This window comes from Maribacter sp. 4G9 (genome assembly GCF_002742265.1).
Classification (GTDB): Bacteria; Bacteroidota; Bacteroidia; order Flavobacteriales; family Flavobacteriaceae; genus Maribacter.
The window spans coordinates 26,802-45,453 of the sequence record NZ_MDGL01000065.1; the positions used below are offsets into that span (position 1 = coordinate 26,802).

Below are 18,652 nucleotides of genomic sequence, written 5' to 3' on the forward strand. Positions count from 1 at the left end.
GTAAACGCGTGCAATGGGCCGAAGTTAGAAACCACACGTATTAAGGAGCTAGTAACTAGTAGTTAGTAGTTAGTAGTTAGTAGTTAGTAGTTAGTAGTTAGAAATTAATTCATCAATTCATCATCAATTAATCAACCCGATGCATATCGGGACAAAAAACGAACAACATGAGAACTTTTATCAGACAATCACCAACGGAAGCCAGAAGACATTCATTCTTCAGCAATTTCAGAAACAGTAAACGAGTGCAGTGGGCCGAGGTTAGAAACCACACGCATTAAGGAGCTAGCAACTAGTAGTTAGTAGTTAGAAATTCATTCAATTCATCATCAATTAATCAACCCGATGCATTTCGGGACAATAAAAACGAACAACATGAGAACTTTTATCAAACATTCAATAACCGAAGCAAAAGGACTGACCAAAGGTAAAGTACGTTGGGTAGCTGCCAAGGAGGTAATGGCCTTGATATAGGGAAATCAAGAAAACAAAAAAGGATAAGACCTCATCAATCTTATCCTTTTCTATTATATCAAGTTCTGTTGTAAGCTACCTTAATCACGCAAGGTAATCTCCTCTTCTACTCCATTCGGATAGGTTATAGTAGCAACATTATCACACGTACTATCGCCAAAGTCAACATTTACGGTAAGACCATTTTTGGAAACCGACATGTCCCCAGCGGCTATATATCCACAGGAAACACTGCTGGTCAAGGGAGCGTTCACGGTTACGTTATACGTATTTCCATCATAAACAACGGTCCAGGTTCCAGCAATACTGTAAGTTGTCGAATCAAGTGAATCACCAAAAGTCAGGGTAAATGACCTGGTACCTGCGTCGGAAATTTCGGAGCCATCCGCCATTTCAACCGTAAGATCACTTGTTACCTCAAAAGAGACGCTACCCGTCTCACCATTGGTACTTAACTGATAAGATCTAGTGCCGTTGATTTTGATTTCGCCTACGTAAAAATCGACATAGCTAGCGGAAAATGAACCTTGCTCGCCGTCGGTGTCATAGGTTACCGTCAAGGTGCCGTTAATGTTCTCGGTACCATTCAGGACACAATTGTTAAATGTGGCCACATATCCCGTATCCGTATACTGGGCACTATAACACTCGTTCACCATGGTTTTCCCCGTGCTACTTCCATTGTTGTAAAGTTCGAACAGGGCGACATCGATTCCGCCAGTAATTTCGTCTGTTTCCAGTACGGCCTCAATTTCCGCTTGGGAAAGGACAATGTTGGTATCTTTATCGGTATCCTTGCTACAGCTATAGGCAAAGACCATTACAGTGGCCATAAGGCTTACATTTTTTATTGTGCTTTTCAAAATATTCATATATCTATGATTGTGGGTTACAGCATTAAAACGTGAATCCGCACTAATTATTTTGGCTACCGTGGATTTGAAGGATGCATTTCAGCGAATTTTTGGCAAGTACGGCACAATATTGAATCCCTCTTCATAGTTAAAATCATATACGATATATTATATTTGAAAAATGATCCAAAAAATCAATCTTAGGGACCAGGTGAGGGATTATCTTCTTTCCGAAATGAAACAAGGGAAGCTGACCATTGGTAAAACCATCAACCTGGCGTCACTTTCAAGGGAATTGGGAGTAAGTGTGACCCCAATCCGAGAGGCTTTGACCCAATTGCAACAATCGCATATCATCAAGGCCGTACCCAATAGAGGCTTTATCATAGCGGAATTGGACGTAAAGGAGGCCGAAGACCTTTATGGACTTGTGGCCAGCCTGGAGGTGATGGCCATTGAGAATTCCGAATTCAATGAAGACCATATAGAAGCGCTTAAGAATCAGCAACATGTTTTTGAAAACGCCCAAGATGCCATAAGCCGTATTCAGGCCGATTTGGAGTTCCATCACCTTTTGACAAAAGGCTATGAAAACGATTTGGCCTTAAAAATCCTGCAAGACCTACGAACCCGAATTTTCTTTTACGAACGTGCCTTTACGGCAGATGATTCCTTTTACAATAAATCAGACAATCAACATGATGCCATCATCTCAGCCATTGAAGAGGATAACGTTCCCACCGCCTCCCTCCTATTGAAGATGAACTGGATGTTGATCCTGAACTATATCCAAAAAAAGCTTACGGAGTAAACTACCTCGGGGCAAGCCCACGAGGCATTCGCAGGAAACAAATTTTTAATTTCGAGGCAAGCCTCGGAGTATTAAACCCTTTGGCGGTGCCAATAAATCATTCCTCCAAGTCCCTCAAAAGCGTTTCGGCAGAATTTGTTAGTTTTTTATAGCTTCTGTAACCCCAGCGGCTTACGAATACCATTAGAAGTAATACAAATACTATGGCCATTCCCTGTTCAGGTCTAAGTTGCGAAAGAATCAAAGTCTTGTCCCTGAGTAGCTTTAAGGCAAGGGCCGGCGTGAACAGTACGGATAAAAAGCTAACAAAAATCGCAATTTGTTGCAGTTGTAATAGCCTGTTTTTTTCCTTGGTATATCTGATTAGGTTTTCCTTATAAGATCCCTGCAGAATATCCAAGTTTCTTATCCTTTTCAGGGCACGCAATACCAAAGTAGGGAGCACTGTTAAAAAAGCGATGGTTAAAACACCGGAAAGCTTAAGATACAATGTATCCAATTTCCCAAAATTAAGCACTATAAAACCTGTCAGGATATAACATATGACAGCCCCTACGGTCTCGTAATTAGTGAGTTTACTGAATTTGTTCCGATAATTGTTCCGGGTCATTTTTACAATGATTTCGTTCGTTAATTTTTTTTGATTTTCCAATTCCTGGCTCATGGCCACCCAATTGGCCTGTAGTTCCTCTAATTCCATCTTCCTAAGATTTAACCATGTTCTTTCTAAGTTTTTCCTTGATGCGGGATATCCTGGTTCCAACATTGGACGGATTTAAACCAGTGATTTCAGCAATTTCCTGATAGGGTTTTTCCTCGAGAAGCAAAAGCATGATGCCCCGTTCCAAAGTGTTCAGTTGTTTTATATGCCGATGAAGTAACCGGAGTCGTTCCTCCAAAACCTCGTCCTTATTTTCCGAAGCGTGTAATAGGGAGTCCGAAATAGGTTCGGTATGGGGATTCCGTTTTGACTTTTTTAAATGGGTTATGGCCGTATTCATCGCTACCCTATACATCCAGGTCGTGATTTTGGATTCATTTCTAAATGTGTCAAAATACTTCCATAATTGATACACCACATCCTGAAACAAATCCTCCCGATCTTGTTCGTTATTGGTGTAGATAGCGGTGACCTTGTAGAGAAGTCCCTGGTGTTCCCGTATCAAATCCGCAAATTCGTCACTATTCCGCATGCAAGTTTCGATTCATTTTCCTATAAGTACCCACAGTGTCAAAAAAATCACATGAAACGGTAAATTTTTTTTTTACAATAGATTTAAATTGCTGGTCCGCAACAAATAATAGCTGCTGCCGTTTATTAAAAAAACTAGCCATGCAGTATTTGAACAAAGAAATAGAGGCCCTGACAAAAAAAAAGAAATCGGCCTCCTTGGTAAAAAGGGAAATATCCTGTGGTGTTTTTCAAGATGTGGAAAATCTGCCACAAAAAGACCTTGAAGCCCATCCTTAGCAGACCTATTTGAATAAGGACCTGTCCAAACCTGGTATAAGGTTCAGGGCATTTTCATAATAAACTTTCCTAAGCACTTCATCCGGAAGGTCAAGACCGTACATGGCCCAAAAGGCATGGTACTTTTTATAATACGGAAAATATTCGTCGTTACTTTCCAGCACTCTAAAATACGTGGGGAATTCATCCGGGTTCCAACTGTCCTTTCCAAAAAGTATCCTATCCTGATATTTTATAAAGAACTCCCTGGCATGCTGCGGTTGCCGGCCTAATTCCGCTATCACGGCCGATATTCCCACGTTCATATTGGGCATTTCATCTAACAATTCGCTCAGTTTCCCCAAATTGTTCGCGTGCCATCCCATATGGGCATTGATGAATTTTGTCTTGGGATGCTTTTTAAATACATTGTGCTGTTCCTGAATGATCTGTTCCCAAGGAGCGGGATCGGTATAGGACCTTTTTCTTCTGGGATGCGTTTTTAATTCCAGCCATCGTTCGTTGTCACTGTCCATATCGTCCCAAAATGATTTGGGGTCCGCAGCATGTATCAAGACCGGTACGCCCATTTCCGCACATTTGGCCCAGATAGGGTCCAAACGCGGGTCATCAATGGCCAATCGCTTTCCGGAAGCATCGGCATTGCGAAGGCCAAGACTTTTAAAGACTTTGAGTCCCTTTGCGCCATTCCGTATATCCTGTTCCAATTGTGCAGCGGCCTTTTTACCCCAATCATTGCCATCAACGCCCTCAAAGTCTACATTGGCGAACACCACAAACCTATTGGGATGGCTTTTTTGGATATTCTCCACTTTTTCCCTGAGACTTTCACCGGAACCTCCACTAAGATTCACCATAATCCCCTCGTTCAAGGACTCCATATCCTTTAACAGGCTGCCAAGTTTTTGAACGGACATGTCTCTTTGGTGGCTATGTACATCGATGAATTTGAATTTGGCCCGTTTTATTTCCTTTCCTGGAACGACTAAGGTCGATTTGGGGTTGTACTCCTCAAAGCTCATATCTTGCCCATAAAATTCTTGGGGCAGGGCACTACAGAAAATTGCGATTGCAACGAATGTATACTGGATTTTCATAAAATTCTCTTTATTGGTGGTGGTTTTGATTGTAAATGTCTTCATAATCTTCGGGGGTATCAATATCGGCTAAAAAACCTTTGGCCTCCATACCCAAGATAGAGGTCTTATACTTTTCAAGTATTACCCTGGCACCAAAATCGGAATTCAAATTCAAAAGTTCCGGATATATGCTTGGGCTAAAAACAGCGGGTACCCCCATTCGTTTCTCGTACTTGCTGGCAACAATGGCGACGTCCTGAGTGGTAAATTCCAGCAACAATCGGCCTAAATACTCCTTTGTGACCAAGGGCTGATCGGCAAGACAGATAAGGATGCCCTTTGGTGGGACATCGGACGCTAGAATATGGCGGACTCCAACCGAAATACTGTTTCCCAATCCGTTTTTCCAAGTTGGGTTTTCGAAGATTTCCGTACTATTTGCATCAATCTGCAATCGTTCTTTTATTTTTGATGCGTTGGCTCCCAATACTACACTAATTTTTGTTGGCTTTATTTCCTCTAGGGTACTCAGTACATGTTGCAAGAGAAAAGATCCTTTCCAGGGCAACAGTAGTTTTATATCCTTCATTCGGCTGGATTGCCCCGCTGCCAAAACTACGACCGCTATTTCTTTGGGATGTGTCAATTATGGATGCCTTCTTTCTTGTTCTTTAACATCATAGGCTCCTGATTGCGAATAACGGCAAGAATCTCGGAAAGTATGGCAATTGCGATTTCTTCCGGTGCTTCGGCACCAATATTGATTCCTGCCGGACCGTGTATATTTTCGAAAAAGCCGTAATCCTCATCGGGATATAAATCGATATACTCATTGAACAATTTTTCGCGTCTTTTGGAAGGTCCCAATAGTCCAAAATACATGGGCTTGCAATTTTTGACGGCATGCAGGTACTTTAAATCGTTCACATAACTATGGGTCATTAGCACCAAGGCGGTTTGTTCGTCAATTTTTTGAACGGGCAGATCCATGGGTTCCACGTTCCAAAGTTCATCGATACCGGGGAAATCGGCTAAGGTCTTCTCCTCGGCCGGCACCACGCTGACCGATACCTCCCACCCCATCTCCAGGGCGATTTTAGATAGTTTTACCGCATCGTGCTCACCGCCCACAATGGCCAATTTATAACAAGGTGCCAAGTTCTGTTCGTATTTTGAAAGTCCCGAATCCTTCACTGTAGTACCTAAGGGTATAGCCTTTCCATCGAATAAGAATACAGAACCTATGTTGGCGTATTCGCCATATTCCTTGATGAAGTAGGAAACAATTTTAAACGGCGCCCTTGATTTTATCGCCGTGTCAAAATCCTCCAAAAGTGCCGCGTTGGGTTGGAATGGCTCTATTAAAATATACAGGATACCCTCACATCCCAAACGAAACCTACCGTCATAGGTCATCATTTTGGGCACCCCAGTTTTAAAAACGCTCGCTGCCTGAAAAAGCACTTCCTTCTCCACACATCCACCACTGACCGCTCCTACCATGCTACCGCTCTCACTGATCAGCATACGCACCCCGGGTCTTCTATACGAAGATCCATCCAAGGCAACCACACTTGCCAATACCGTTTTAAGGCCCTGTGCCCGTAAGTGGTGATACTCCCGGAATATTTTTTTCAGCTCGTGCGTCATCCTAAGGTTTTTGTGGGTATACTTTTACCCACATATTAGTGAAAATTACCTATTCCCTTCTGTTTTTTAAAGGCTTCCTAGTTTCTTTAACAATCTTTAACATAATTTTTTTAGTCACTCATAATTTATAGACGGAAAGACCGTTCTGCTTGTTGAACTCAAAATGTACAACTATATGAATTTGTTCTTTAGAATCTTTGGAATTTTATGCGCGATTTTCCTTTTTGTTTCCTGCGGAAATGCCGATGATGATGTAAACCTGGACCTAAATTTTGGCGATGGCCTTGGAAAAGGAGTACCTGTAGATGATTGTTTAGGATTGGATGAAGGCGAATTGGTGTTATCCATCCAGGATCAATATACGACCCTACCCGGTAAGGTCTCCATCTTTTTTAGGGTTTCTGACACCAACGGAAATCCAGTGCCCGGTTTAACGGCAGAGCAATTTACCATTTACGAGCAAGGTAGGAACGACGATTGTTTCAATACGATTTCCACGTCGGAATCCTTTGCGCGAATTTCCCCAAATTCACAGATTTTCTCCAATAACGCCCTTTTGGTGCTGGATTTGAGCAACAGTGTTTTGGAGAGCAGTCTACAAGAGCTTAAAATGGCCAGTGCCAGTTTTGTGGACAACGTTATGCCCGATGCCGAATCGGATTCTTTTAAAATGGCGATTTATTGGTTCGATGGTGAAAACGAACTTCACCTGTTGAACGAACTTACTTCCTCCAAGAATGAATTGATCACTTCCATCAATGGAATTACCGATGACATTAGTACTGATCCTTCCACGGATTTGTACGGAGCGGTAATCAAATCTACCGATATCGCTACGGACATCGTCAATAAAACAACGGCAGGAGAAAAAATTGGTGCCGCTTCCGTAGTTATTTTTACGGATGGTACGGATCAAGCCTCCAGATTTACCGAAGAGGCCGCGCTTAAAAAAGTGAACGATGCCAATTCCAACATTTCTTTTTTCAGTATTGGATTAGGTAGTGAAATAGACACCCAAGTCCTTATGGACATAGGGAAGACTTCCAGCGTATTTGCGAGTAACAAGGACGATTTGGAAGATACCTTTAACGAGATTTCCGAAAAGGTTTCGGAGCGGGCGAACAGCTTCTATCTTTTCGAATACTGTAGCCCAAAACGGGATGGTAGTGGTGAAAACAACTTGGCCATTGAGGTGAATACAGGTACCAGGCAAGGTGCTGTACAGACCAAGTTCAACGCCAATGGATTTACCGGCGGTTGCGAGTAAAAAATATACCGATTGATTTAAAAAGAGGCATTTATTGCCTCTTTTTTTTTACCCAATTATATCGCCCTAAACCTTTTTATATCAACAATTTAAAGCCTCTATAGAAGTGTTGACTTCCAAAACAATGCTATTCCAAAAAATCCATTCCAGAAAAATTCCCGTAGATGTTAGTGAAAGATTATTAACTAAATATACGCTTGAAATGAAAAAATTATCAATAATCGGAGTAGCATCCATCGTACTTTTATCTTCTTGTGTTTCTAAAAAGAAATATGTGGCATTAGAGGACAACTTGGCGCAGACCCAAAGTAGGCTGACCAAGACTCAAGTCGAAAAAGAGGAGTTGGAAACAAAAATGTCCAAAATTGAGGCCCGTGTAGAAGAGTACAATTCCAAAATAAATTCCCTAAAGGAAATCAACGATAGTCAATATACCACTGTAGACGATGTTGCCGTAATGAGCAACAATACCAAGGCGAACATGAGAAAGACACTGGAAAATGTTGACCCCGCCAAACTTGCCGAGGCAAAGACCTTACAGGATTCCATGAACCTAGCGGTTTCGTATAAATTGAAACAATCCATTGCGGACGAAGGGGAAGATGTGGATGTGAGTATAGACAAGACCGTAGTAATGATTAATATTTCGGACGAATTGTTGTTCAATACGGCTGGATATAGGGTTAGTAGCAAAGCGGACAATGTTCTTAAAAAATTGGCCGATGTCATAAATTCCGAACCCAGCATGGAGGTCATGGTAGAAGGCCATACGGATTCCAGAACCATCAACACTCCCTTGTTTGAGGACAACTGGGACCTTAGTGTCAAGAGGGCGACTTCCATTGTTCGTGAACTACAGAACGAATACAATGTAAATCCAAAACAGTTGATCGCTGCCGGTAGAAGTAGCTATCTTCCTTTGGTAGAAAACGATAGTAAGGAAAATATGGCCAAAAACAGAAGGACAAAAATCGTTATCCTTCCTAATTTGGACAAATTCTTCGCTTTGATGGATGCCGATACGGCCAGCATTGACTAAAAAATGTTAGAATGCATTTTATTAAGGGTGGCTTTGGCCACCCTTTTTTATTTCAATAAAGTAAAGTAGGGTTTTGTGGTCTAATAATTGTTTATATATTATAACGACCCCAAAGTTTACAATACTTATCATCCTAAAGGCTATGCGAAAGTTTAATTCAAAAAATAAAAGTCATGGATGTACTCAAAGAAATTTATTTGAAAAGTGCCTTGGGCATTTTACCAAACCCTGTTAAAAGCCTGGTTTTACTAATCTTTACGGTAATTGTAGCCATTTTGTTCACCATGTTATATTTCTTGTTGAAACACGGACACTATTTAAATGTACAATTTGGTTATTAGATTCCTATCTAAAAATCATGGCATTGGGAATACTGATGTCCTCGGCGTTTAGGTCAATCAAAAAGCCGTTGATGATCGCATAGGCATACTTTCCATCCTTTCTAAGAAAAAAAGTGGGATTGATACCCGGTTGTAGTTGTAAATCCGGTGCCTTAAAATTCTCGCCCACCAAATGTAAGGGCATAGGCGAATTCAATTGTTTCAACGGAATATTGGAAACCTTTACGTACCCAAAACCTTCGGATAACAATTTTTTGGCATCCAACTTTTTCGCCTCCTCCAAGTTGGCAAACGTTTGACCATACACCTTAGCAGCAACAATTTCATGCCCTGTGGCATCCAAGGTCTCGTAAGCATAATAGGTAGATAAATCGCCTTGATCCCAAATCCTGCTGCTATACCAAAAATTCTCATGGTCCTCATAATCCACCTCCACCTGATTGATGCCCACATCCAAAATATAGGACTCACTCATCAGGTTATAGGTCGCCCCAACAATCTTTAGGTCGAACAGCATCCGGTCGTTTTCAGGTATTTTTTCATATTCCGAGATTTCAATTTCCTTAAAATTTTCCTTGGCAATGGTATATATGGCCGACAAAATGGAGACATAGTTCAATTTTCGGATTTCCTGCTTTTCCGGGTCTTCAGGATACCCACCCGATTCAATCAAAATAGTGCTGGTACCCCATTTTTGGATGTTGTCGCCAAAAGCCCTAGGTTCAAAAGCATCGTTATATCGTCCTACTTGTCCTGGAGCATATTTTTGAAGGATGTTGTTCATGAAAACGATGATTTTCATGGCATTTCCACGCACCTCGTTAATATCCTTTTCATAATTGAAAGCTGGTGCGAGATAGGAAATGGTTGCGGGCTTGTCCGTCCGTTCTGCATTGTAATAGGTGCTTTGATCGTGCAGATTGAACCCAAAATCCGCCTCCAAACTATCCCGTACCCTTTTCAATGTCTGACTTTCTGGAGACTGTAAGCGCAGGGCATCCCTATTGATATCGATTCCCAAAAGGTTACGACGTTGAAAGAGTTCCGCCCCATCGGGATTGAGCATGGGCAAAAAATGGATGGTCAGGTTGGAAAGCATAGCTTCCTTTTCTTCCTGAAAATCGGGACTATTCAAAAAATTGAGAATATCAAAGATTGCCTGGGTTGCCGTGGGCTCGTCCCCATGCATCTGGGACCACAAAAAAACATCGGTTTCACCGCTACCAATACTGACCAAGGAAAGCGATTTTCCACCTATGGAGGTTCCGACCCTATTCACCTTGAACTTTGGATTCCTTCTGAATTTCTCCAACAAAGGCTGTAAATCGGCATGCTTTATTCTCCTTTTCCCAAGCGTTGGCTCCTTATATTTTTCATAGGTCTCGTACAATTGTTCGGTAATATCCTGCGCATGGCTGGTAAAAATTGTCAGGATTAAGAAAGCAATGATCACACAATGAAATCTTTTCATCTGTTTAATTCTATAGTTTTTCATAGGTCAGCTGTAATTCGCCAATATCTATCTCGGTGGGTATCAAGATTTGTACTGGCTCATTTCATTCGTTTGAAATTAGGTTAATAGCTTGGTTTTTAAATATTTCCTTTTGTAGAGGTATTTAACTTTCCATATAAAACCCCTCGATGAGGGTTTCATTTGGGGATGGATTTAAAGTTCAGGTCCTTAACGGCATTTCTAACGTTTTGCATAAAATCGGTTCCCGGGTCGGTCTTTTGGGTTCTATAACCTTCATCCTGCTCCAACCATAGGGGATGGTCCTCAAATTTTGTGTACTCGTAATGACCTATCAAATAGTCGATATCATACTTATCGGCCAAATAACGGACCAGCCAAATATTGGATTTTAACTGTGCCTTGGTCAAGGGTTGGCCGGTATCCCCGCCCACATTTTCCACGCCAATAGCGCAATGGTTCAATCCTATGACATGTCTGGCCATGGTAGTTTCCGGCATCAATCTAAAAATGGTACCATCTCGGTCCACCATAAATTGAGAGGAGACGTTTAGGGCTCCGGCAGCGTTAATATCGGGTCTGGAATTGGGCAAGGTTGGAGGGTCAAAAGCGTTGAAGGACGCTTCAAAAGTGGGAATCACGGTCCAATGCAGCACGATCATTTTCGGAACAATATCCGGGGTATCCTTTTCCAAACCATAACGGTCCTTCATATAATCCAAAGTCAATATCCGTCGCTCGGTATCAAAGGTAATAGGTTTATCCACTATTGTGCGGGTCACTGCACAGGATGCAAGGCATACAAAAATGGCAACTGTTTTTATAAACTTCATTTTTGATTTTCGTTTAGGGTTTCCTTTACTTTTTTTACCGCATATTGAATTTCTACCTTTCGTCGTCCCCACTCCTTGGCCTTTTTACGGTCCTCCCCCATGTAAATATCGATTCTATTGCGCCATCTGGGATGCATTTTATCCTTTACGATATAGATACCCTCAAAAGTATCGATTTTCACCAAGGTATTATGCCTCAATCCTTTTCTTAAAAGATCCCGTGATACGGCAATCCACTTCACCCCGGGTTTAATGGAGTCGCCCCAGGCCGTTATCTCTGGATGCTCAAAAGATGTCTGTCCAGGGAAGGAATTATAGGCCGTGGCCGTGACCGTCAAGGGCATCCAATCATAACTGTCTTCAATCCTAGATCGCTCCTCGCAACCGATGATAGAAAAAATCACCAATATCCCCAGAATTCGATACATGACCTTCAATTAAAAAATGGAATATACTAATAATCCCTTTTTGTCAATATATATGATATCATCCTTTTTCTCTAAATTAGAAGCCAATAGATTCCGTATGAAGAAACTTACCTGGGCCTTTGCCCTCGTGTTGGTGGTACTTTTGGTGTTCGGCTACCTTAACTACCCCAAACTGAACCTTATCTCTGGATACGCCTCAAAAAACTTGGCTTCCAATGTCTTTCTTGCCCAAAGGGACGCCTATTTCGTGAATGTGGTAGACCACGATATGCCACTGATAAATCTGGCAACTGCGGAAGCCGATTCGGAAAACAAATCCGCCAGTGCTTCCGTATACGGACTCATGGAACGGATATCGGTCTACAAAGAAGGGCTGGGGGCCGTTCTGACCAATACCGAGCATCAAAAACACAACTTTTCCATAGTTCCGGAACGACACCAAAAAAGGGACACCTTACCATTTCCATACGGAAATCAGGGGGTCAAGGATACGCTGATGGCCAATGTGGATTATGATGCGCTGGAATTTACCTTAACTAGGGCCATGCAGGATTCCGTTCAAAAGACCAGAAGTTTACTGGTGGTCTATAAAAACCAAATTATTGGGGAAAAATATACTGACGAATTTAACAAGGACACTAAAATTTTGGGCTGGTCAATGACCAAAAGTATTCTGGGAACCCTGTACGGTATTTTGGAATTTGAAAATGGGGTTTCTTTGGAGTATCGCCCTTTTGAAGTGCTTTATAATACAGATGGGCCAAAATCCAAGATAACATTGAACCATTTACTGCGGATGCAAAGCGGATTGGCCTGGGACGAGGATTACTTTAAAATTTCCGACGTGACCAAAATGTTGTTCCTTGATTCCGATATGACCCTGGCACAAGCCAATAATGTGGTCATCGCCCCACCCACGGAAATATGGAACTATTCCTCAGGCACCAGTAACCTGCTTTCGGGAATTTTGAGAAAACAGTTCGCAACGCATCAGGAATACTTGAATTTTCCCTACGCCAAACTGATTGATAGAATTGGCATGCACTCCATGCTGATAGAAACCGATTTAGAAGGAAATTTTGTAGGTTCCTCCTACGGATGGGCAACCACGCGGGATTGGGCCAAATTTGGACTGCTCTACCTACACAGAGGCGATTGGAACGGTGACCGAATTTTTTCCGACAGTTGGGTGGACTACATCACCAAACCCACTGAACATTCGAACGGTACCTACGGCGCGCACTTTTGGTTGAATGCGGAAGGAAAATATCCCGATCTGCCCCGGGATCTCTATTCCGCCAATGGATTCCAAGGGCAACGTGTGTTTATCATTCCCTCTAAAGACATGGTAATCGTACGGACCGGACTCGAGGAACAAACGGACGAGCAGTTCAATACCTTGATTTCCGATATCCTAAAAACTATCCGATAGGCCTAATTTTCAAAACTAATTGTACGATTTTTCGACCAAACTACAATTTGTAAGCGGTTGACCACAAATTTGCCTTGGGAGACAACAATAGTTTCCCCAAACCCACCTTCCTAACTACTTTTACAGTGTTACAAAAACGAATAAATTTTTTTCATTTTCATATAGTGTTCTCGTAAAAGAGTCCGGTCTTTGTTGATCGGGCTCTTTTTAGTTTGCGGCAATTTGCTCAAAAAGTCAATCAAGGCAGCCAATTGTTCTTCCCAAAGTTGGGCTTTCTTTTTTCCAAAAAGGCGTTCCTGCCTTCTTTCGCTTCTTCGGTCATATAGGCCAGACGGGTAGCTTCACCTGCAAATACCTGTTGTCCTACCATGCCGTCATCCGTAAGGTTCATGGCGAATTTGAGCATTTTGATGGACGTAGGTGATTTTTGTAAAATCTCCTGTGCCCATTCATAGGCCGTATCTTCAAGCTTTGAATGGGTTACCACCGCATTGACCATACCCATTTCAAAAGCTTCTTGCGCGGAATAGTTCCTTCCTAAAAAGAATATCTCACGGGCCTTTTTTTGACCTACCATCTTGGCCAAATAAGCGGAACCATATCCGGCATCAAAACTGGTAACATCCGCATCGGTCTGCTTGAAAATGGCGTGTTCTTTACTGGCCAAGGTCATATCGCAGACCACATGTAGGCTATGTCCACCGCCCACGGCCCAACCGGGAACTACCGCAATGACCACTTTTGGCATAAACCGGATCATGCGCTGTACTTCCAGAATATTGAGTCGGTGTTGGCCGTCTTCGCCTACATAGCCCTTTTCGCCCCTGGCCTTTTGGTCGCCGCCGCTACAAAAGGACCAAATACCATCCTTGGTAGAAGGACCTTCCGCAGAAAGCAATACTACCCCAATGGAAGTGTCCTCCTGGGCATCGTAAAAAGCTTTGATCAATTCACTGGTGGTATGGGGCCTAAAGGCATTTCTAACATTGGGTCGGTTGAACGCAATGCGTGCCACCCCATCGCTTTTTTTATAGGTAATATCCTCAAATTCCAGAGCGGTTTTCCACTGGGCTACTTGCATTTCTAATCAATTTAATTTATAGGTATAAAGATAGCTGTTCCTAGGGAAGTGTACCAAAAGGAAATGAAATGAGTTAGAAACCTTGCCATCATTGCCCTTCAAAATCCATTTTAAAACTTAAATTTAGGGTATATTACAAAATTGCCTATGAAGAAAGCGGTTTATAGCATTATAAAGTTCATACGGACGTTCCTATCCGAAAAATTTCATAATGAGGACTCCCGTTTGCCCTATTTCATTACCGTTTTCATTTCACTGGCCATCGTGGTAGGCGGAATCAATCTGTTCATAGAACTTACGGAAACCCTAAAAACCGAGACCCTTGCCCGATACGACACGGCCATTACCGATTATATCATCTCTTTCCGGAATCCTTCGTTAACCACATTTTTCAAGTTCGTAACGGATATTGGGGATGTCACCGGATATTTGATCGTTTTGGTTCTTTTTGTCATTATTTCCTGGCGCATTATCAAAAGCTGGAAATATGTGCTTCAATCCGTTATAGTTTTATTGCTTGCTACCCTTTCCAATATGGCACTTAAGCGGTTTGTGGACCGTGCCAGGCCGGGCATAGAACATTTGGTCACCGTAGAAAGCTTGAGCTATCCTAGTGGCCATGCCATGGGCGCCATGGCCTTTTTTGGGTTTTTGATTTACCTGATATCCAAATTAAGGATTCATAAGGGCTTACGGTATTTTATAATGTTCCTGTTTGCCTTGTTGATTATTATCATTGGCATCAGTAGGATATATCTTGGGGTCCATTATCCCTCGGATGTGGTGGGCGGCTTTATCGCCGGATTTATCTGGGTGGTTTTCTGTGTCCTGATCTTTGATGTGATACAGATTTTTAGAAGGGACCCGGAAGTTTAAGATTTTGAATTCCTATTCTTCTCCTCGATCCATTTGGACAAGTACTTGGTACTTTGTACCGTATGGTGCTCCAGGATCCTGCCCATAATATTTTGGGCGCGATGGGTTTCCAAATCTAATAACAATTGGGTAATCCTATCCATAACTCCTTTTTCCAAAGAGAACCGATTATAAAGTGCATCAATGATTTTTAGACCATTCTCCTGTGCCTTTTGCCACATCGTTTTGTCAGAATATAGTTCGATGGCCTGCCTGACAAAATCCTCTTTGTCATCACAAATAAAACCGTTCCAGTCCATAGCTCCGTGCATGCCTTCCGCTCCTATCGCCGTGGTAATACTTGGTGTGCCGTTCAGCATGGCATCCATCAATTTGCCCTTGATGCCTGCACCAAATCGGAGCGGGGCCAGACAGACCCGTGCCAGTTTCATTACTTCCGATACACTGCTGGCCCTTCCCCGCACATAAAATCCCTTTTTTGGATTGTGAAGTTTGTGTATGGCATCGGGGAGGTACGCTCCGTACACATAACATTTCGCGTCCGAAATTCGCTCCCGGATTTTCGGCCAGATATCCTGTTCCAAATACGCTATGGCGTCCACATTGGGCGAATGCCTACCCCCACCAATGAACATAAAGTCCCTACGTTCCTCAAATTGGGGCCAATCCGGTTGTTGGGAAATTTTATCGTACATAAAGGGTAGATGCCATACGATAGAGGTGTCAAGCCCCACCGATTTTCGTAAAAGCTCCATTTCAAAGCTGGAGATGACCAAGCTAAGGTCGCTGCGCAACATACTCGCCAGTTCCCTTTTGGTCTTATCGTCTGCCAGCCAACGTGCTTCGGTGAAGGGAATACCCTTTTTAAAACAACGTTCCCTAACATGCCGCAACGAATGTAAGTCCTCGGAATCCAAAATTCGTAAAGCATTTGGACACTGCTCGGCCACACGCCACCCAAACTGTTCCTGGGTGAGAAAACGGTCGAACAAAACGATATTTGGATCTAGGTTTTTGATGAAGGTATCAAAGGAAGAACTGTTCAATTGTACGGAATGGACGGCAATCCCCATAGCCTCCAAATCTGTCGAATGTTCCATTTTAGTAGCCGATGAGACGAAAATAGTCTCATATTCATACCTAATGAACATTTCAAGCAATTGCATCATACGGACTCCGGCAGCCGTAGCCGTGGGCTCTGGCCATGTGAGCCCGATTACCAATAATTTTTTGGATTTCAGTTCCATTGATATCCTAGAGAGTTTCCCTTCAATACAAGGGGTTGTACCCAATATCGTCCACCACTACGACACCTTTGGGACTTTGGTCAAATAGCAAACGAATTCTGTTTACGGCTTTCGGGTCAAACCCCGATGCTTTTTTTTCAAACTTCGTTATCGGGATATGAAAGGTTTGTAATTGCACTTCCCAAGCGTCGCCGATCATATCCTTATCCAAAAACTCGAACTTGGTGAATTTCGATTTTAGCGGGGGCATGATATTTTTGACATCACTTATTTTAATGGTGGCCGTGTGGCCCATACTATCCTCCAACACCAGGCTGAAATCATAACCAAATTTTTTGTCCCCAACAATATCGGTAGCTTCCTTGGTTTCTTCGGTATCGGATTTCAACCATTTTGGGTCGTCACTACCAATGGTAAGCTGTAGGCTTTGTATGGTATCCCTCCAGAATAAGGAAGCCGACTTTATTTCATAGGATGGCCTTGTATCGGCCAAGGCACTGTCGGCCACATTCCAACCCAATAGCACTGCATTATTGTCCTGTTCCCCCTTATCTCTTGTCACCAGACCTTGCTCCTTCCAAAGGTCTAGCAGATGGCCTTCCACCGTAATACTATCGGATACGGTCGTAATATCGATATCCTCTTCAAAATCGACCAGCTTTACAAAATCAGAAGTTTCAAAATGGGTCATTACATATTCATCGGGCAACCAATCCTTGGCGAATGCCGAGTTTTTAAAAATGGGCAGGTAGGTGTCGTTCCCTTTTACGACGGACTCCGCAAAGGCACTGATGTACACTTGGGCCACCTGCTGCTGTTCTTCAGCCTTCAAAAGCGGTTTTAGGTTCAACAACCACTTCATGGGCGCACCAAAATCAGATTTTCCCCATGTGGAATTGAACTGCCCGTGATTGGCATGGTGGACATATACCCCGGCTTTAAACCGACTCACGGAATCCGTAAACTGCAACCTCCGATACGGCCGTAGACCCCAAAAACTGGCTTCATCCGAATCATAGGAACCCTGTAGGCTCAGATAGTTGACATCCTTTAAAACTATCTTACGATCATACCTATAGTCCGTAGGCGCAATGGATACAATGCCCTTGATGTTGAAATTAAAATCGAAGGGCACCTTGGCATTGTCTGGAAAAAAGGGGAGTCGGTTATAACCCCCTGCTATGGTTACGGCCTCCCCTCCCCTGGAGTGCCCCATAAGGATGATCTGGTCCATATCGACTTTGCCAGAAAGCGGGTGTTCCACCGCTCCGTTCCATGCTTGCCATTGTTCCAAATGCTTTAATAGCAACCAGGCCCTAACGGGCATTTCCTTGCCCCTAAAATCGCCGGACCAATGCCCGTTGACAAAGTTCTCATCGATAGAGATGGTAATTATGCCCCTACTGGCCAAAAGGTTGCCCAGATAGCCATAGCCATCGTCTGAATAATCGATCATGCTATGATTGCCATGAACAATCAGTGCCAATGGAAAAGGGCCATCGCCCTTGGGCATATATACCCTCCCGTTTAACGGAAACTCCGTAACGCCAAAGCCCCAAAATTGCTCCCGCCATTCTTTCTTTTTCCCTTTCCATTCCGGCAATAAAAGGGAAGCGTCCACGGTTACCGTCTTAAACCTGACACCGCCTCCATATTCCTTTCGTTTTGTATCGTTGCCACTGCCGTAGGTAAAGGCATCTACTTGGAAATTACCTTCGGATGCCGGATTTTCAACACCAACTTCTTTTAAGGTTTGATCCCCTTTTCCCATGGAAAACTTGGGGAAATCATTTTGGTAAGGTTCCGTTCCCGTATTTGCCAAAAAATAAACACCATAGCCCAGACCTATAATACCCATGGAAACCATCAAAAGGGAGAACAAGGATTTCGTCCTTAAAAACCACCAAAGGCAAACTACCGCAAGTAAGGCGGTACCTGCAAGGGCGTAATACAGGACATTTGGCCAGCCAAAACCGAACAATTTGAGGGAAACCAGGGTGGAAAGCCCACTGAGAACGGCCACTATATAAAAGGCATCCACACCCTTGAACAGAAACCGTATCAGTTGGAACAACAGATAGAAGAGTATCTGAACCACAATTCCGGTAAAAATGGCCAAGAACATCATCAATATGGGTGAAAGACCGGTTAAAAAATGGTAGCCATAAATCCCGGTGAGAATTATGGTGGGGATAAAAGTGAGGAGAAGCTGACGGTTTTTCATTCTAATTGGTTGGAGTTTCTTTACACCCTTAAATTAACCAACTCCCTTCAATTATGAACTGTTTTGGGCGATTT

General features: G+C 42.9%; 18 protein-coding genes. 6 read left to right on the forward strand and 12 right to left on the reverse strand.

The features are described 5' to 3' along the window. Positions 1-554: 554 nt before the first annotated feature. A complete protein-coding gene (locus BFP75_RS09100) occupies positions 555-1,346 on the reverse strand; it encodes a hypothetical protein (protein WP_099544927.1) in 792 nt (263 codons plus the stop codon). Positions 1,347-1,509: 163 nt separating this feature from the next. Between BFP75_RS09100 and BFP75_RS09105 the strand changes: the two genes are divergently transcribed. Continuing rightward, on the forward strand, positions 1,510-2,139 hold the full coding sequence (locus BFP75_RS09105; protein WP_099544928.1) for a GntR family transcriptional regulator: 630 nt from the start codon (positions 1,510-1,512) through the stop codon (positions 2,137-2,139). A 97-nt stretch (positions 2,140-2,236) separates the two neighbouring features. Here the strand turns inward: BFP75_RS09105 and BFP75_RS09110 are convergent, their stop codons facing one another. Continuing rightward, on the reverse strand, positions 2,237-2,839 hold the full coding sequence (locus tag BFP75_RS09110) for a hypothetical protein (protein ID WP_099544929.1): 603 nt from the start codon (positions 2,837-2,839) through the stop codon (positions 2,237-2,239). Between the two features lie 4 nt (positions 2,840-2,843). Beyond that, a complete protein-coding gene (locus BFP75_RS09115) occupies positions 2,844-3,332 on the reverse strand; it encodes an RNA polymerase sigma factor (RefSeq protein ID WP_099544930.1) in 489 nt (162 codons plus the stop codon). Positions 3,333-3,472: 140 nt separating this feature from the next. Between BFP75_RS09115 and BFP75_RS21785 the strand changes: the two genes are divergently transcribed. After that, a complete protein-coding gene (locus BFP75_RS21785) occupies positions 3,473-3,610 on the forward strand; it encodes a hypothetical protein (protein WP_165776564.1) in 138 nt (45 codons plus the stop codon). Between the two features lie 5 nt (positions 3,611-3,615). Here BFP75_RS21785 and BFP75_RS09120 read toward each other — a convergent pair whose 3' ends face one another. The 3 genes from BFP75_RS09120 to BFP75_RS09130 are packed head-to-tail and all read right to left on the reverse strand — an operon-like array spanning position 3,616 to position 6,339. Continuing rightward, entirely contained in the window at positions 3,616-4,752 is a 1,137-nt protein-coding gene (locus tag BFP75_RS09120) for an amidohydrolase family protein (protein WP_240531749.1), read from the reverse strand. Beyond that, on the reverse strand, positions 4,718-5,335 hold the full coding sequence (locus BFP75_RS09125; protein WP_123803368.1) for an NTP transferase domain-containing protein: 618 nt from the start codon (positions 5,333-5,335) through the stop codon (positions 4,718-4,720). Before BFP75_RS09125 ends, BFP75_RS09120 begins: the two co-directional genes overlap by 35 nt. Further along, complete coding sequence (locus BFP75_RS09130) at positions 5,332-6,339, reverse strand: XdhC family protein (RefSeq protein ID WP_099544932.1); 1,008 nt, start codon at positions 6,337-6,339, stop codon at positions 5,332-5,334. Before BFP75_RS09130 ends, BFP75_RS09125 begins: the two co-directional genes overlap by 4 nt. 175 nt (positions 6,340-6,514) lie before the next feature. On the opposite strand from BFP75_RS09130, the gene BFP75_RS09135 reads away from it, so the two are divergent. Together BFP75_RS09135 and BFP75_RS09140 are read left to right on the forward strand one after the other, a co-directional pair. Further along, the gene (locus tag BFP75_RS09135) at positions 6,515-7,606 is read left to right on the forward strand and encodes a vWA domain-containing protein (RefSeq protein ID WP_099544933.1); all 1,092 of its coding nucleotides are present in this window, start codon (positions 6,515-6,517) and stop codon (positions 7,604-7,606) included. Positions 7,607-7,808: 202 nt separating this feature from the next. Next, the gene (locus BFP75_RS09140) at positions 7,809-8,645 is read left to right on the forward strand and encodes a flagellar motor protein MotB (RefSeq protein ID WP_099545031.1); all 837 of its coding nucleotides are present in this window, start codon (positions 7,809-7,811) and stop codon (positions 8,643-8,645) included. A 345-nt stretch (positions 8,646-8,990) separates the two neighbouring features. Here the strand turns inward: BFP75_RS09140 and BFP75_RS09145 are convergent, their stop codons facing one another. The 3 genes from BFP75_RS09145 to BFP75_RS09155 form a co-directional block, all read right to left on the reverse strand. Next, entirely contained in the window at positions 8,991-10,457 is a 1,467-nt protein-coding gene (locus BFP75_RS09145) for a M14 metallopeptidase family protein (protein WP_099545033.1), read from the reverse strand. Between the two features lie 179 nt (positions 10,458-10,636). Then, entirely contained in the window at positions 10,637-11,290 is a 654-nt protein-coding gene (locus tag BFP75_RS09150) for an N-acetylmuramoyl-L-alanine amidase (protein ID WP_099544934.1), read from the reverse strand. Continuing rightward, complete coding sequence (locus BFP75_RS09155) at positions 11,287-11,718, reverse strand: 3D domain-containing protein (protein WP_099544935.1); 432 nt, start codon at positions 11,716-11,718, stop codon at positions 11,287-11,289. Before BFP75_RS09155 ends, BFP75_RS09150 begins: the two co-directional genes overlap by 4 nt. A 97-nt stretch (positions 11,719-11,815) precedes the next feature. Here BFP75_RS09155 and BFP75_RS09160 point away from each other — a divergent pair, with 97 nt between their 5' ends. Continuing rightward, positions 11,816-13,150, forward strand: a complete 1,335-nt coding sequence (locus BFP75_RS09160; protein ID WP_099545035.1) for a serine hydrolase domain-containing protein — start codon at positions 11,816-11,818, stop codon at positions 13,148-13,150. 238 nt (positions 13,151-13,388) lie between these two features. On the opposite strand, the gene BFP75_RS09165 is transcribed toward BFP75_RS09160, so the two are convergent. After that, on the reverse strand, positions 13,389-14,231 hold the full coding sequence (locus BFP75_RS09165) for a 1,4-dihydroxy-2-naphthoyl-CoA synthase (RefSeq protein ID WP_099544936.1): 843 nt from the start codon (positions 14,229-14,231) through the stop codon (positions 13,389-13,391). Between the two features lie 147 nt (positions 14,232-14,378). Here BFP75_RS09165 and BFP75_RS09170 point away from each other — a divergent pair, with 147 nt between their 5' ends. Next, on the forward strand, positions 14,379-15,107 hold the full coding sequence (locus tag BFP75_RS09170) for a phosphatase PAP2 family protein (RefSeq protein WP_099544937.1): 729 nt from the start codon (positions 14,379-14,381) through the stop codon (positions 15,105-15,107). Here the strand turns inward: BFP75_RS09170 and BFP75_RS09175 are convergent. Next, complete coding sequence (locus tag BFP75_RS09175; RefSeq protein WP_099544938.1) at positions 15,104-16,354, reverse strand: glycosyltransferase; 1,251 nt, start codon at positions 16,352-16,354, stop codon at positions 15,104-15,106. The two genes, BFP75_RS09170 and BFP75_RS09175, sit on opposite strands and share 4 nt — an antisense overlap. 22 nt (positions 16,355-16,376) lie before the next feature. Next, on the reverse strand, positions 16,377-18,578 hold the full coding sequence (locus tag BFP75_RS09180; RefSeq protein ID WP_099544939.1) for a hypothetical protein: 2,202 nt from the start codon (positions 18,576-18,578) through the stop codon (positions 16,377-16,379). Positions 18,579-18,652: the final 74 nt, after the last annotated feature.

What these genes read in the sequence shown, in the direction of transcription:
- BFP75_RS09175 (WP_099544938.1), bottom strand. Translation starts at nt 16,354, where the DNA reads ATGGAACTGAAATCCAAAAAATTATTGGTAATCGGGCTCACATGGCCA.
- BFP75_RS09120 (WP_240531749.1), bottom strand. Translation starts at nt 4,752, where the DNA reads ATGAAGACATTTACAATCAAAACCACCACCAATAAAGAGAATTTTATG.
- BFP75_RS09180 (WP_099544939.1), bottom strand. Translation starts at nt 18,578, where the DNA reads ATGAAAAACCGTCAGCTTCTCCTCACTTTTATCCCCACCATAATTCTC.
- BFP75_RS09100 (WP_099544927.1), bottom strand. Translation starts at nt 1,346, where the DNA reads ATGAATATTTTGAAAAGCACAATAAAAAATGTAAGCCTTATGGCCACT.
- BFP75_RS21785 (WP_165776564.1), top strand. Translation starts at nt 3,473, where the DNA reads ATGCAGTATTTGAACAAAGAAATAGAGGCCCTGACAAAAAAAAAGAAA.
- BFP75_RS09115 (WP_099544930.1), bottom strand. Translation starts at nt 3,332, where the DNA reads ATGCGGAATAGTGACGAATTTGCGGATTTGATACGGGAACACCAGGGA.
- BFP75_RS09145 (WP_099545033.1), bottom strand. Translation starts at nt 10,457, where the DNA reads ATGAAAAGATTTCATTGTGTGATCATTGCTTTCTTAATCCTGACAATT.
- BFP75_RS09155 (WP_099544935.1), bottom strand. Translation starts at nt 11,718, where the DNA reads ATGTATCGAATTCTGGGGATATTGGTGATTTTTTCTATCATCGGTTGC.
- BFP75_RS09105 (WP_099544928.1), top strand. Translation starts at nt 1,510, where the DNA reads ATGATCCAAAAAATCAATCTTAGGGACCAGGTGAGGGATTATCTTCTT.
- BFP75_RS09135 (WP_099544933.1), top strand. Translation starts at nt 6,515, where the DNA reads ATGAATTTGTTCTTTAGAATCTTTGGAATTTTATGCGCGATTTTCCTT.
- BFP75_RS09110 (WP_099544929.1), bottom strand. Translation starts at nt 2,839, where the DNA reads ATGGAATTAGAGGAACTACAGGCCAATTGGGTGGCCATGAGCCAGGAA.
- BFP75_RS09165 (WP_099544936.1), bottom strand. Translation starts at nt 14,231, where the DNA reads ATGCAAGTAGCCCAGTGGAAAACCGCTCTGGAATTTGAGGATATTACC.
- BFP75_RS09140 (WP_099545031.1), top strand. Translation starts at nt 7,809, where the DNA reads ATGAAAAAATTATCAATAATCGGAGTAGCATCCATCGTACTTTTATCT.
- BFP75_RS09150 (WP_099544934.1), bottom strand. Translation starts at nt 11,290, where the DNA reads ATGAAGTTTATAAAAACAGTTGCCATTTTTGTATGCCTTGCATCCTGT.
- BFP75_RS09130 (WP_099544932.1), bottom strand. Translation starts at nt 6,339, where the DNA reads ATGACGCACGAGCTGAAAAAAATATTCCGGGAGTATCACCACTTACGG.
- BFP75_RS09170 (WP_099544937.1), top strand. Translation starts at nt 14,379, where the DNA reads ATGAAGAAAGCGGTTTATAGCATTATAAAGTTCATACGGACGTTCCTA.
- BFP75_RS09160 (WP_099545035.1), top strand. Translation starts at nt 11,816, where the DNA reads ATGAAGAAACTTACCTGGGCCTTTGCCCTCGTGTTGGTGGTACTTTTG.